Source organism: Photobacterium sp. GB-56 (genome assembly GCF_003026105.1).
Taxonomy (GTDB): Bacteria; Pseudomonadota; Gammaproteobacteria; order Enterobacterales; family Vibrionaceae; genus Photobacterium.
Map to the genome: position 1 here is coordinate 34,967 of NZ_PYNW01000017.1, position 14,631 is coordinate 49,597.

The window sequence follows — 14,631 nt, forward strand, 5'->3', positions numbered from 1 at the left end:
AAGCAGGGAAGCTGAAATGAAAATCCTTATTGATGAAAATATGCCGTATGCGTTGGCGTTGTTTAGTGAGCTTGGTGAGGTCATCGCCAAACCAGGTCGAAATTTAACGGCTGATGATTTGGTAGGGATTGATGCCCTGATGATCCGCTCGGTGACGAAAGTTAATAACAGTCTGTTAGAAAAAGCCGATAAGTTAAAATTTGTGGGAACTGCAACAGCAGGACAAGATCATGTTGATCAACCGCTATTAGCTGAGCGTGGTATTACTTTCACTGCAGCACCAGGCTGTAACAAAGTGGGTGTTGCCGAGTACGTACTGAGTAGCTTAATGGTATTAGGGCAGCAACAAGGCTTTTCTATTTTTGATCGCACTGTTGGGATTATTGGTGCTGGTAATGTTGGCTCATATTTGGCGAAATGTTTAGATGCATTAGGTATTCGTTACCTGCTTAACGATCCGTTAAAGCAAGCGCAAGGCGATGAACGTCAATTTGATTCAGTTGAAACGCTACTTGCTGAGTGTGATGTCATCACAACCCATACCCCGTTAACTCGCTATGTCGAGTTTCCAACTCATCACTTAGTCAACGACGCTTTTCTAAATGCATTAAAACCCAATGCTATTTTAATTAATGCGGCACGTGGTCCTATTGTTGATAATAGTGCTTTAAAAGCGGCCTTAGTGGCTTCTCATAATGGTACAGGGAAGGCACTTACAGCAGTACTTGATGTGTTTGAGCAAGAGCCATTGGTGGATTTAGAGCTACTACCGTATTTAGCTTTTGCGACACCGCATGTGGCTGGATATGGGCTTGAAGGTAAAGCGCGTGGAACAACCATGGTTTTCAACCGCTTTTGTGAGTTTCTAGGTGTTGATAAGCAGGTAGATGCGAGTGAACTATTGCCTGTTGCGCCAATTCCTCAAGTTGAATTAAGTCGTCAATGGGACGAGGCAAGTTTATTTAGCCTTACCCAATTGGTGTATGATGTACGTAAAGATGACGGTATGTTCCGTCGTCAAATGCAGCTAGCTGGTGACGATAACAGCAGAATGGCCACTGCTTTTGATATGATGCGAAAAAACTACTGGGATCGCCGTGAATATAGTGCAATTACAGTAGCAGGCAAGGCCGATTTTGAGGTAGAGTCGCTGGCTAAATTAGGTTTTACAGTAGTAGAGGTCACTCAATGAGTCAGGAATATGATATCGCAATACTAGGCGCAACAGGTGCTGTCGGCGAAGCTATGGTCGAGGTGCTAGAAGAGCGTAATTTTCCTGTTCGCAATCTTTACTTGCTGGCAAGTGATCGTAGCTCTGGCAAAGTGTTACGTTTTAAAGGTAAATCAATCCGTGTGAAGAACGTGGAAGATTTCGATTGGGGCCAAGTTCAAATTGCTTTGTTTTCAGCAGGCGCTGAAGCATCACGTCATTGGGCGCCTATTGCCACAGATTTTGGTGTAGTGGTTATCGATAACACATCTGAATTCCGTTATGAGTATGATGTTCCGTTAGTGATCCCTGAAGTAAACCCTGAAGCGATTGCTGATTACCGCAACCGTAATATTATTGCAAATCCCAATTGCTCTACGATTCAAATGTTAGTTGCTCTTAAGCCAATTCAAGATGCTTATGGTATTGATCGTATTAATGTTGCGACTTATCAATCGGTATCTGGCTCTGGTCGTAAGGGAATTGATGAGCTTGCCGGTCAAACAGCAAAATTGCTAAATGGTTTGCCAGCTGAAAACAGTGCTTATGACAAGCAAATTGCATTTAACTGCATACCTCATATCGATGAGTTTATGGATAACGGTTACACCAAAGAAGAAATGAAAATGGTGTGGGAAACACAAAAAATTCTTGGCGACTCAAGTATTCGTGTTAACCCAACTTGTGTGCGTGTTTCTGCTTTCTTTGGTCATGCAGAAGCGGTTCATGTTGAAACGCATCAACCTGTTGTTATCGAAGATGCAATTAATCTACTTGAAAATACTGATGGTATTGAAGTCTTCCATGGTACTGATTACCCAACACAGGTAACAGATTCAGTAGGTAAAGATCACGTGATGGTAGGTCGCATCCGTGAAGATATTAGTCACCCATGTGGTCTGAATATGTGGGTTGTAGCTGATAACGTTCGTAAAGGTGCGGCAACAAATAGTATTCAGATTGCTGAAAAGCTAATTGAAGAATATTTGTAAAAGAAATAAAAAAAGGAGCAAGAGATTGCTCCTTTCTCATTTCCATGATCTTGCTGGTAAAACCCTAAGTAGTCACTTGACATACATCGTCAGCTAGCAAAAATTAGCCATAACAACCTTAAGATTTTCTTTATGTTGTCGTTATATGTGTAGTTTGTAGAACATATAAGCAACTCGTATTGTTTCGAAATGCGTTCATTGAATTAACGTTTTCGGCTTATTTATCTCTGCCAGAGAGGAACGCAGGCAGTGTCTGATATCCCTAAGATAGTAAAGCGCTTTATTGTACCGGTAGCTTTCGTTACCATTTCTTCTTATTTGCCTGTGGTGAATGCGAATACTGTTCGGATTATTGGCCCGTCGAATGAGGATGGATCCTATTCGCAAGCGAGCCGAGGTATTGATACACCTGATCTGCGTTCAATTTCGCAGTCTAACACTGCACCACTTTCTACTCGTCGTTATGGCCCTACAGGTGAAAAAGAAACCTTGTGGTCAATCGCATCTCGAAATCGTCCTAATGCTTCAGTATCTGTATACCAAGTTATCGGTGCTATTTATCACGTTAATCCACAAGCATTTGAAAACAGCAATATTCATGGATTGATCCCTGGTAGTACCTTGGTTATGCCAACATTAAGCCAGGTTAAGAACGAGAAAGAGAGCTTGATCCGTCGTCAATTAGAAGCGGATAAAAGACGTGCACCCTATATTAAAGCAAAGCCAGCTAGTCAAAAACGTGTTGTAAAATTAAAGCCTAAGCCTGAAGAACTACAAAAAATACAAGCAGAGCAAGCAGCGAAAAAAGACGTAAAAAGCACACAGCCCGCAGAGCCAGTTGTAAAGCCTGTGGCGGTAGTTGATGAAACGGCTAACTCAACAACAAATGTTCCAGCAAAAACAATAGAGAAAGCGGTAGCGGTAGCAACAACTGCTGCTGTGATTAGTGCAGCGACACCAGCTGAATCAACCGCGATTATTTCTGAAACGCCTAAAACTGAAAACGTTGAAGTTGCTGATGTTGATAATGTAGAAAATACGGCTATTCCTGCCAAGCCTGAATTATCAGAACAGCAAAAAGCGATGACAGATGAGCAAATGACAAAGCTGGTGGAAAGTAACCACATGCTTCGTTTACGCTTAGCGGAAATGCAACAAGAAGTTGATGCATTAAAAGATCAAGTTAAAGATAGCGATGATGTACGCCAAGAACTGCTGACTTTCTTAGAGCAACAAAAACAACTGCAAAATGCGCCACAACCTGTGACACCACCTACTTCAACCTGGTTTGATTCACTGGCTAATAACCCTTGGGCATTAGCTGCTGCTGGTATTATTCCTGGCGGTTTACTTGCTGCATTGTTGGCATTCTTCTTATTGCGTCGTAAAGAAGAAGAGCAAGATGAGGTGAAATCATTAAATGCTCCAGAGGCTTCAGCTGCTGAAACGGCACCTGTTGTCATCCCTCCTATTGATGGTGATGAGCAAGCTCTTGATACTTCAGATGACCTAGATGACCTGTTTGCGGATGATGATCTATTCAATGAGCCTGACTTTACGTTAGATATTGATGATAAGAATGATCCGTCAACTAAAAATGAGAAAGAAGAGGTAAAAGAGTCTGTTACTGAATTTAGCGATGACGCTGATACGAAGACTGAATCAGCAGTTGTTAATGATATTGAATTTGATGAAGCTTTTGAAAATAACTTAAGTAGTAGTATTTCAGTTAAAGGTGATGATGCTATTGGTTTAGAAGACATGGAGCGTGCTCTTGATGAAATGGATAATGAGAGCGAGCCAAGTTCAGATGAAGCCTTAGCGTTAATGTGGGAGAAATCTCTCAATGAATCAGCGAAAAATGAAGATTCTGAAAATAGTCTCGATGATTTTGATTTATCTCAGGATGACTTTGATCTTAGTGATAATGACGATGTTAAGCCATTGCCAGCAGATAACGAAAATGAAGAGTTAGATAACGGCTTGTTAGAGCAATCATTATTAGATGAAATTTTGCAACAAGCAGAAGAGCAAAGCCAAGACCACGTTACGTCTGAAATTAATGATGAGTCAAAAGATGTTGAAATTAAAACCTCTGAGAATATTGACCAAGATGAATTGGATGCATTATTTGGTAGCTTTGGTGCTGATTTACCTGAATTAGATCAAACTGTTTCAGATGAACTGACGGATGAAACACAAGATGATGAACGTGTTTTTGAAGAAGGTAGTACTGCATTACTTGATGAGTTAGTAGAAGATGATGAATTAAGTAGTGATATTGAACTTGAAGAAGACAGTACCGCATTACTTGATGAGTTGATCTTAGATGAAGATGAACCGGAACAGTCTGATTCAACGATAGAAGTGGCTGAAGACAGTACAGCATTGCTTGATGAGTTGATCTTAGATGAAGATGAACCGGAACAATCTGATTCAACGATAGAAGTGGCTGAAGATAGTACTGAATTGCTTGATGAATTATTAAAAGACAATGATGCTGATATCTCATCAAAACAAGATCACATTGCAATTGATGAATCCAGTACTGAATTATTAGATGAAATTTTATCTGAGCAGTTAGCAGCAGTCGATGAACAAGATGCTCCTAATAATGAGAATCAACATCTTGATGAAATTATCGAATCGCCATCATTCGCTTCTGATCTAGAGCAGAAATCACAGGATGTTATTAATCCTGAAAGTGATGTTGAAAAATATGCTCAACAGGAAAAAGACATATCTCTTACTGATGAAAGCAATGCTGATACTGTAGAGCCTGATACATTAGGGTCTGAAGTTGTAACTGAATTGCCAAGTGAAGAAGCACCGAATGATGTTTTCACGTCTGAATTTGTGAGTGACACTCGCGATACGCCATCGAAAGAAGTCCTTGAGTCACAAAATACTGAAGAACTGCAAACCTTATCGCCAAGTAGTGAACAAAAATTCGATGAGATCTTAGATGATGTTTTAGACGAAGACTTTTATCGTCAATCGCTAGACAGTGATGTTAAGCCATTAACCGTTTCAGATCTTGAACGTGAACTAGATGAGCAAGATGCATTAGCGAGTCATGTTGCAGCAGAGGCACATGAACCGCTGAATGTAGACGATCTTCCTTCTTTTGATGAAGAGGATGCATTAAAAGCATTTGCTGATGATGTGTATGAATCACCACAAGAAGATGCTGTTCATCAAGACGTATTATCACTCGATGATTTACCTGAATTTGATGAACAAGCGGCATTGGATGATCCTGATGCTGAGCCTTTTGACGAAACAGAACTGAATAACGACATTGATGAGCAAATCGCACTTGATAATGTTATTCGTCAATTGCAGCAGGCCGCGGAAGCTGCAGATAAGTATTCACCTAAATCTGAATTATCTCCTGAAAATACAGTAGATTTTGTTGCTGAAACCGCTCCTGAATTACCTGATGAGTCATCGTTACCAGCATCAACGGTTGCTAGTGAAAATGAAGTATCGCCATTTGATACTGCTCAAAGGGATGTTTATCCTTTTGAAAAACTCGATCCAACGACCATTCCAGAGTTTGATGAAGGTGAAGCGCTGCAAGCCTCATTGGATGAACAACATGAGCTTGAACAATATGAAATTGAACAAGGTTTACGTTTACCCAATGAAGAGCCTATTGAGGTAACAGAGAAGCCCGTTGTATTAGATCAGTTGGATCAAACCATGGTTGATTCTGCAGGTCTTGATATGGATGCATTACTGTTTGATGATTCATTAAATGATAATGCAGATAATGAAGGCCCATCTCAGTCAATACAGCCACAAGAGGTTAGTGACAACACGACTGATGTTGAGACTGAACCATTATTAATGGATGAATTACCCAAACAGCAAGTGGAGCGCTCTGGGCTGGGTTTAGAAGACGGTGAACGTGATGGATTATTAACGCAAACAGAAGATGAGTTAGAAGCAGATTATACTTTTGACGATGAGATGTCTGATGATGATGCTAAAGTATGGCAAACCTCGGTATCTGAGCCTGAGTTAGCTCAAGAAGATTGGACACAACAACCGCATTTGGTAAAAGACGACGTGAAGTCTGTTTCGTTAGAGTCTGACTTCTCATTACATACCAATGATCTGGAAAGCGTAGCAACCAGTGAGTTACTGGCTGAACAATCTATAGCTGAAAAACCATCTTATATTAGTATTGATGAATTAATGAAAGATGACCCATCGCATCAGCAAGTTGATCCCGATACCAATCCTTTAAATTTAGAGGTAGGGCTTGACGAGTACCCTGATATGTTAGCCAGTATTGGTGACTATGATGTTGATACTAATGGTGAGTATGCAAGTAAACTTGATTTGGCTAAAGCTTATTTAGAAATGAATGATAGCGAAGGTGCTGTTGGTTTATTAGAGGATATTGCGAAAAATGCTGAACAAGATCTTCAAGCAGAAGCCAAAAGATTGCTTTTGAAGCTGTAACATCACTCTTGTTTAAGATAGAACAAGCACGGTAGAGATAATTCTATCGTGCTTTTTTATTTTTACTTGCTGCATTATGTTATCCCTATCGCGCTATTCTTTCCCTTATCTTGTGAATTACTTATAATTCGGAACAGTTTCGTAAATTACGTGTTAGTGGTTTACATAGGTTTGATTAATCGAAGTTGAATAAATTATGCGAATAGCTTTAGGTGTAGAGTACGATGGTGCTAAGTATTATGGCTGGCAACGCCAACGTGATGTAGATAGCGTACAAGAGCGTTTGGAAAAAGCTCTCTCTAAAGTCGCCAATCAACCAGTAGAAGTCTTCTGTGCTGGACGAACTGATGCTGGCGTTCATGGCACGGGGCAGGTTGTTCACTTCGATATTAATATTGATCGCAAAATGGTGGCGTGGACGATGGGCGCTAATGCTCATCTTCCTAAAGATATTGCGGTACGTTGGGCGACAGAAGTGAATGAGGATTTTCATGCTCGTTTTACTGCGACAGCACGCCGTTATCGTTACATCATTTTTAATAACGCCTTACGTCCCGCTATTTTAGGTAATGGTGTTAGCCATTATCACGGCCATCTTGATGAGAAAAAAATGCATGAGGCTGGTCAGTACTTACTGGGTGAAAATGATTTTACGTCTTTCCGCGCGGTTCACTGTCAATCTCGAAGCCCATGGCGTAATTTAATGCACCTGAATGTCACTCGCCAAGGCGACTTTGTGATCATTGATATCAAAGCGAATGCGTTTGTTCACCATATGGTACGTAACATCACAGGTAGCTTAATTAAAGTCGGCAAAGGTGAAGAAAAACCAGAGTGGATTGAGTGGCTACTTGCGCAAAAAAATCGCACATTAGCAGGAGCAACAGCCAAAGCTGAAGGCTTGTATTTGGTTGATGTTGATTACCCGAAAGAGCACAATTTACCGCGTGTACCATTAGGTCCGTTATTCTTAGCTGATTGAGTTACAAGGGTTAGCTTGATAAGGTAGTACCAGTTTTTTATCTACAGATTAGTAAGATTGTGTTTTAATCTCTGATCGTTATCCAATGAATTTGTATCTTCGGCCATTGACGGCGGAAGCATTAAAGAATAAAGGTCATTCATGAGCTGGCTTGAAAAGATTCTAACTAAAAGCAACATTGTCTCTTCACGAAAAGTGTCGATTCCTGAGGGCGTTTGGACGAAATGTACCTCTTGTGATCAAGTACTGTACCATGCAGATCTTGAGCGCAATCTAGAGGTGTGCCCTAAGTGTGATCATCACATGCGTATGAAAGCACGTCGTCGTCTTGAAACTTTCTTAGACGCTGATACGCAAGTTGAGATTGCCGCAGAGCTAGAGCCGCAAGATAAGCTTAAATTCCGCGATTCTAAAAAGTACAAAGATCGTTTGTATAGCGCGCAAAAAGCCACGGGTGAAAAAGATGCATTAATCGCAATGAAAGGGGAAGTCTTAGGTTTACCTATTGTTGCATGTGCTTTTGAATTCTCTTTTATGGGCGGTTCAATGGGCTCTGTCGTTGGTGCTAAATTTGTACGAGCAGTGGATGCGGCAATTGAAAATAACTGCCCATTGATCTGCTTCTCTGCAAGTGGCGGTGCACGTATGCAAGAAGCGCTGATGTCACTGATGCAAATGGCGAAAACCAGTGCGGCGTTAGAGCGTTTATCAGCGAAAGGCTTACCTTTCTTCTCTGTGTTAACCGATCCAACTATGGGTGGGGTATCAGCATCCCTTGCAATGCTTGGTGACATCAATATTGGTGAACCCAAAGCACTGATCGGTTTTGCAGGTCAACGTGTTATTGAGCAAACCGTACGTGAGAAGCTACCAGAAGGCTTCCAACGTAGTGAGTTCCTCCTTGAACATGGTGCGATTGATATGATTGTTGATCGCCGTGAAATGCGTCAGCGTGTTGCAGGTCTTGTTGCCAAAATGACCAACCAAGCATCACCGTTAGTTGTTTCTGTCGATAGTAAGCCAGAGTCTGTTGAGGCTACTGTCCAAGCTGAAGATTCAGAAAACACCTAATTGATTATATTGATTGATGAATATAGAAGCCGTTTAGCTAATCGCTAGGCGGTTTTTTTTTGAGTATGTAATAGCGCTATTGCCATTAACGTGGCGTTTAATCGAATTTATATCGTCATAGGTTTAAGTTATTTAAGATTCGATGGTAAATTATGGCTCAAGTGATTTATAAACAAGTGAATGATTTCTCATGTCAGGATTGACTGCACCACAAGCGACAGCCTCGCTTTCAACATGGCTGAAATATCTTGAGCAATTACATACCAGTGCAATCGATCTTGGATTAGATCGCGTTAAAGCTGTGGGTGAAAAAGCAAATCTTCTTAAACCTGCGCCTTGTGTTATTACTGTTGCGGGTACTAATGGTAAAGGTTCAACCTGTGCCATGCTAGAAGCTATCTTAATTGAAGCGGGTTATAAGGTTGGTGTTTATAGCTCTCCTCACCTTGTACGTTATAACGAACGTGTTCGTATCAATAATAAAGAGCTTGACGACGGTGAACATAGCAAAGCATTTGCAAGCGTTGAAGCAGCGCGTGGTTCTATAAGTTTAAGCTTATTTGAATTTGGTACGCTTGCTGCGTTAACACTATTTAAAACACATAAAGTGGATGTTGTTGTACTGGAAGTTGGCCTTGGTGGGCGATTAGATGCCACTAATATTGTTGATCATGATGTTAGCGTGATCACCAGTCTTGCAATCGATCATGTCGATTGGCTTGGTGATAATATAGACGTAATTGGTTATGAAAAAGCAGGTATTTTCCGCTCAGGTAAACCGGCTATTTGCGGCCAACCTCATCCGCCAGCAACGGTTCCTGCTCACGCGGATGATATTGGCGCAGAATTACATCAAGTTGGTTATCAATTTGATTATCAAATAGCCGATGACCATTGGAACTGGCAGTGTGGTGCATTTGATTTATCTCACTTGCCACTGCCTAATTTACCGCTCCCTAATGCAGCCACAGCATTAATGGCTTTAGGAACGGCAGAGCTTGATATCTCGGAAGAGAATATTATTCAAGGTTTAAGTAAAGCTCAATTACCAGGACGTATGCAGCGTGTGAGTGATGATCCATTGATCATTATGGATGTCGCACATAATCCCCATTCTGCCGAGTATTTCGCTCAGCAATTAAACCGAATGAAACAAAAAGAAGGTAAGAAGCATATTCATGCTGTCGTTGCGATGCTTCACGATAAAGATATCGCGTCGACTATCGCAATGATGAAAGATGTAGTAGATCATTGGTATCCCGCTTCTTTAACGGGCCCAAGAGCGGCGACTGCCGATGAAATATTGCAGTATTTACCACCAGATTGTATGGGTTTTGATAAGCCAGAGGCTGCATTTGACCAAGCGCTAACACAAGCTAACCGAGATGATATGGTAATCGTCTTTGGCTCGTTTTACACTGTCGGGCAAATAACGAGTCATTTACGTTAATGAGTGAAAAACACTTTTATTATAAAGTGGTTAAATAGTATAGGAGTCCATGTGGCTAGCCAATTTCAAAATCGACTGATTGGTACCATTATTTTGGTAACCGTTGGCGTGATTTTTCTTCCTGATCTTTTTGATGGGCAAAAACAGCACTATAAAGAGCAGTTCGAAAGCATTCCGTTGCAGCCTAAAATGGGTGATCAAAAGGAGTTTACTCAAATACCTAACCCTGAAACGGTAAATTCGGAGCTACCTAAAGATCCTGTCACAGTAACAGTGGATAATGGTAAAGATACGGTTTCAACATCATCAGGTGATAATAATGAAACCTATACCGTTGAAGAAGACAAAGCACCTCAACCTGAACAGCCTGTTGTGCCCGTTGAGCAACCAAAAACTGTCGTAACACCCCAACCTGTTGTAAAGCCAGAGCCTGCAGTTGTGTCTGAGCAAGGATTAAAAAATAGTGGCTGGATGATCCAATTAGGTACGTTTGGTAATTTTAAGAATGCCAGCGCACTAGTGGCGAAGCTGCGATTAAATGGTTACCAGGCACATTTATTACCTAAAGATGCGCAACCGGGTCAGTATGTAAAAGTTGTTGTGGGACCAGATCTTTCAAAAGATAAGCTTTTGGCTAAGATTGATGACTTGAAAAAATTAACCGGGTTAAGTGGTAAATTGTATCAATTTAGCCCAATAAAACCTTAAGTAAACGTTTGCGTCTTCATTTTTTCTGTTAGAATACGCATCAACAAGACGAAATACACATGATGATCTGGATTGATTATGTAATTTTAGCCGTGATTGGCTTTTCCGCTTTGGTAAGTTTAATCCGTGGTTTTGTTAAAGAAGCACTTTCATTAGTTATCTGGTTTACTGCGTTTTTTGTGGCGAGTAATTTCTACCCACAGCTTGCGGTTTACTTTACAAACTTTCATGATGAAATGCTTCGCAACGGTAGCGCTATTGCCGTTTTATTTATCGCAACGCTGATTGTTGGCGCGGTAGTTAACTATGTTATTGGTCAGTTAGTACAGAAAACAGGGTTATCTGGTACTGATAGAGTTTTGGGCGTAGTTTTTGGTGGGGTTCGCGGCGTGTTAATTGTTGCGGCAGTATTGTTCTTTCTCGATGCCTTTACAGGGTTTGCAAGTGCTGATTGGTGGAAACAGTCAAAACTCATCCCACAGTTTGGCGTTGTCATTGAATGGTTTTTTTCCTATATCAAACACAGTTCAAGCTTCTTACCTAACATGAAATAGCGCCAAATTAATAGCAGTTACCAAATTTATTCGATTTGGTAACTGTATTTTTATGCACGACGAGGATTTTGGAAATGTGTGGTATTGTTGGAATCGTGGGCTCAACCCCGGTAAACCAGTCTATCTATGATGCACTTACTGTGCTGCAACATCGCGGCCAAGATGCTGCGGGTATTTGTACCTTAGAAAGCAATCGTTTCCGTCTGCGTAAAGCGAATGGTTTAGTGCGTGATGTCTTTGAAGCTAAACACATGCAACGCTTACAAGGTAATGTAGGTATCGGACACGTGCGTTATCCAACTGCGGGTAGCTCTAGTGCATCAGAAGCCCAACCGTTTTATGTTAATTCTCCTTACGGTATTTCACTGGCTCATAATGGTAATTTAACCAACGCAGCAGATATTCGTGAGACCTTATTTGAGCAAGCTAAACGTCATGTCAATACAACCTCAGATTCTGAGATTTTACTGAATATTCTGGCAAATCAACTTGAGCATTGTCCAAGTTATCCTATTAGCCCTGAGGAAATTTTTAAAGCAATCAGTGAAGTTCACCGAATTGTAAAAGGTGCGTATGCGGTTGTTGCTATGGTTATCGGTCATGGCTTAATTGCATTTCGTGATCCAAATGGTATTCGCCCTTTATGTATTGGTAAGCGTGAAGAACAAGGTAAAGCCGAATACATGGTAGCTTCAGAATCAGTGGCACTTGATGCGGTTGGTTTTGATTTTGTCCGTGATATTGCGCCTGGTGAAGCCGTTTACATCACTTTTGATGGGCAATTATTTACTCAGCAATGTGCCGATAATCCACAGTTAAATCCATGTGTATTTGAGTTTGTTTATTTTGCTCGTCCTGATTCATTTATTGATAAAGTCTCTGTTTATGGCGCGCGTTTAGCGATGGGCACCAAGCTGGGTGAAAAGATTAAACGAGAATGGGCAGATATTGATATCGATGTTGTTATTCCTATTCCAGAAACTTCTTGTGACAGTGCGCTAGAAATTGCACGTACGTTAGATAAACCTTATCGCCAAGGCTTTGTTAAAAACCGTTATGTGGGCCGTACGTTTATCATGCCAGGACAACAAATGCGTCGTAAGTCTGTGCGTCGTAAACTCAATGCCATTCGCTCTGAATTTAAAGATAAAAATGTACTGTTAGTCGATGACTCTATTGTTCGTGGTACCACATCAGAGCAGATAATCGAAATGGCAAGAGAAGCAGGAGCGAAGAAAGTTTACTTAGCATCAGCAGCACCTGAAATTCGCTTCCCTAATGTCTATGGTATTGATATGCCAAGCGCTAATGAGTTAATTGCTCATGGTCGCGAAGTGGATGAAATTTCAAATATTATCGGTGCCGATGGTCTTATTTTCCAAGATTTACAAGATTTGGTTGATGCCGTCGCTGAAGGAAACCCTGAAATTAAATTATTTGAAACGTCTGTGTTTAATGGTAATTACGTAACCGGTGATGTGAACCAAAAGTACTTAGAGTATTTAGATTCACTACGCAGTGATGACTCGAAAAAGCAGCGTGAGATTCAGCAAGATTTAGCTAATTTAGAGTTACATAACGAAGGCATTTAAGTCTTATATGTGAGCAAATAGAGTTATAAGCCGGAGTGTAAAACTCCGGCTTTTTTATGGATAAACTCAGGCCCCAAACCATGACTCTATAAGATCACTGGCGATGTGATAATCGCCTGTCCTGCAGTAACAATTGAGCATGCATAAATAAATCCACGCTCTTTATGGATGCGCATTAATGGGGACGGCAGTATTAAGTAAATATACAGAATAAGTCAGTTCTACAAGACTTGAGATCATGAGAAAACTGAGATGCGGAAAGAGTACGCCATTCTTGGTTTTTGGGGGAGGGCAAGGTTTGTAACTGTATGTTTTTTTTATGTGGGTGATTGTTCTTAACAGGATAAAAACAAAATGCCATATTAATGGCTAATATGGCATTTTTCTAAAATATTACGTTATTAATAAATGTTTTTAGTGTTTTTCTAAGTCAAAGTAGTGACTTGCAAAATCAATAAATAGACGTAATTTTTCTGGTTGGTAATCACGGTGATTATAAATCAAATATACATCACGTGGGTTTGCTGACCAGTTTTTAAGTACTTGAGTCACCTCACCAGCTGTAATGTATTTTTCCAGCATAACATCAGGCATTAACGTGATCCCTAAGCCTGCACAACACGCTTTACGTACGACGTTAAGTTCGCTTGCTTCAAAGCGACCTCGTTCATTAATCGTAACCGTTTCGCCGTTGTGGTTGTTTAGACGCCAGCGTAGTAAAGGATTACCCTTCAGTAAAACATGGTCGTGAAGATCTTGAGCATGTTTAGGCTCTGGGTTTTTCTTTAAATATTCAGGGCTAGCAACAAGAATATCTTTTACTTCATTGATACGACGAGCGATCAGTGTTGAATCTCGTTGAGGACCAATACGGAACATAACATCCCAGTCCGTCGGATCAAGTTGATCTGGCTCATTGCTCATATATAGCTGAATGCTAATTGCTGGATGTTCCAACATAAAGGCATTCAATAAAGGTTGAAGCATTACCTTGGTAATATTGGTTGGTGCGGCAATACGTAGCTTGCCCGCTGCACCTTTACACTCTTCACTAATATGTTCAGTCGTATCAAGTAACTGTTGTAGTAAAGGCGCACAGTCATGATAGAACTTTTGACCGGCTTCAGTAAGTGACAGTTTACGGGCATGACGATTAAGCAGGCGAATATTAAGGCCTTCTTCAAGTGCTTGAATTCGACGTGTCAGTGTCGCAACTGGTACCTGGGTTTTTCTAGATGCAGCGGTATAACTGCCATTTTCCACAACCATGCGGAATAAGTTTAGATCGTCAAGTTTCATAAAAAAGTCATTATTGAACGCTTATGATGAGCAATTGTATAACAAAATGAGTCAAATGCATCTCTTTTTCTTTGTTTTTCCTACTGAAATAGTATTTTTATCATGTTTATTATGGTCAATTTACCAAAATAAAGGGGTACGATAATTTGAAGTGTATTACATAAATGAATTTATTTTTATTAAATGTTCATGAATACATATTTTTTGTGGTGTTTTTTCTATGCTTAATAGAGTCGCAAAAATTAGACAGTCTTTAAGGCCTTTAATTTCAGTTTGTAATGTGCCTTAAACTAAGTAGGT

Annotated in this window: 10 protein-coding genes; 9 read left to right on the plus strand and 1 reads right to left on the minus strand. The window is 40.5% G+C overall.

Going from position 1 to position 14,631, the window contains the following annotated elements; translation table 11 throughout:
- Nucleotides 1-16 precede the first annotated feature (16 nt).
- The 9 genes from C9J42_RS18030 (at nucleotide 17) to purF (ending at nucleotide 13,032) form a co-directional block, all read left to right on the plus strand.
- Nucleotides 17-1,192, plus strand: coding sequence for a 4-phosphoerythronate dehydrogenase (locus C9J42_RS18030; RefSeq protein WP_107287186.1), 1,176 nt, complete (start codon nucleotides 17-19; stop codon nucleotides 1,190-1,192).
- Nucleotides 1,189-2,202, plus strand: a complete 1,014-nt coding sequence (locus C9J42_RS18035; RefSeq protein ID WP_045127745.1) for an aspartate-semialdehyde dehydrogenase — start codon at nucleotides 1,189-1,191, stop codon at nucleotides 2,200-2,202. Before C9J42_RS18030 ends, C9J42_RS18035 begins: the two co-directional genes overlap by 4 nt.
- A 249-nt stretch (nucleotides 2,203-2,451) precedes the next feature.
- Entirely contained in the window at nucleotides 2,452-6,675 is a 4,224-nt protein-coding gene (locus tag C9J42_RS18040; RefSeq protein ID WP_107302219.1) for a FimV/HubP family polar landmark protein, read from the plus strand.
- 196 nt (nucleotides 6,676-6,871) lie between these two features.
- The gene (gene truA / locus C9J42_RS18045; RefSeq protein WP_107206058.1) at nucleotides 6,872-7,657 is read left to right on the plus strand and encodes a tRNA pseudouridine(38-40) synthase TruA; all 786 of its coding nucleotides are present in this window, start codon (nucleotides 6,872-6,874) and stop codon (nucleotides 7,655-7,657) included.
- Between the two features lie 141 nt (nucleotides 7,658-7,798).
- Complete coding sequence (accD, locus tag C9J42_RS18050; protein ID WP_107206059.1) at nucleotides 7,799-8,728, plus strand: acetyl-CoA carboxylase, carboxyltransferase subunit beta; 930 nt, start codon at nucleotides 7,799-7,801, stop codon at nucleotides 8,726-8,728.
- A gap of 190 nt (nucleotides 8,729-8,918) precedes the next feature.
- Nucleotides 8,919-10,178, plus strand: coding sequence for a bifunctional tetrahydrofolate synthase/dihydrofolate synthase (folC, locus tag C9J42_RS18055; RefSeq protein WP_107302220.1), 1,260 nt, complete (start codon nucleotides 8,919-8,921; stop codon nucleotides 10,176-10,178).
- Between the two features lie 51 nt (nucleotides 10,179-10,229).
- On the plus strand, nucleotides 10,230-10,886 hold the full coding sequence (dedD, locus tag C9J42_RS18060) for a cell division protein DedD (protein WP_107260085.1): 657 nt from the start codon (nucleotides 10,230-10,232) through the stop codon (nucleotides 10,884-10,886).
- A gap of 62 nt (nucleotides 10,887-10,948) precedes the next feature.
- Entirely contained in the window at nucleotides 10,949-11,440 is a 492-nt protein-coding gene (cvpA, locus tag C9J42_RS18065) for a colicin V production protein (protein ID WP_006646399.1), read from the plus strand.
- A gap of 74 nt (nucleotides 11,441-11,514) precedes the next feature.
- Nucleotides 11,515-13,032 (plus strand): amidophosphoribosyltransferase, encoded by a 1,518-nt coding sequence (purF, locus tag C9J42_RS18070; RefSeq protein ID WP_107206062.1) that lies wholly within the window; start codon nucleotides 11,515-11,517, stop codon nucleotides 13,030-13,032.
- 414 nt (nucleotides 13,033-13,446) lie between these two features.
- On the opposite strand, the gene C9J42_RS18080 is transcribed toward purF, so the two are convergent.
- Complete coding sequence (locus tag C9J42_RS18080; RefSeq protein ID WP_107206063.1) at nucleotides 13,447-14,331, minus strand: LysR family transcriptional regulator; 885 nt, start codon at nucleotides 14,329-14,331, stop codon at nucleotides 13,447-13,449.
- Nucleotides 14,332-14,631 lie beyond the last annotated feature (300 nt).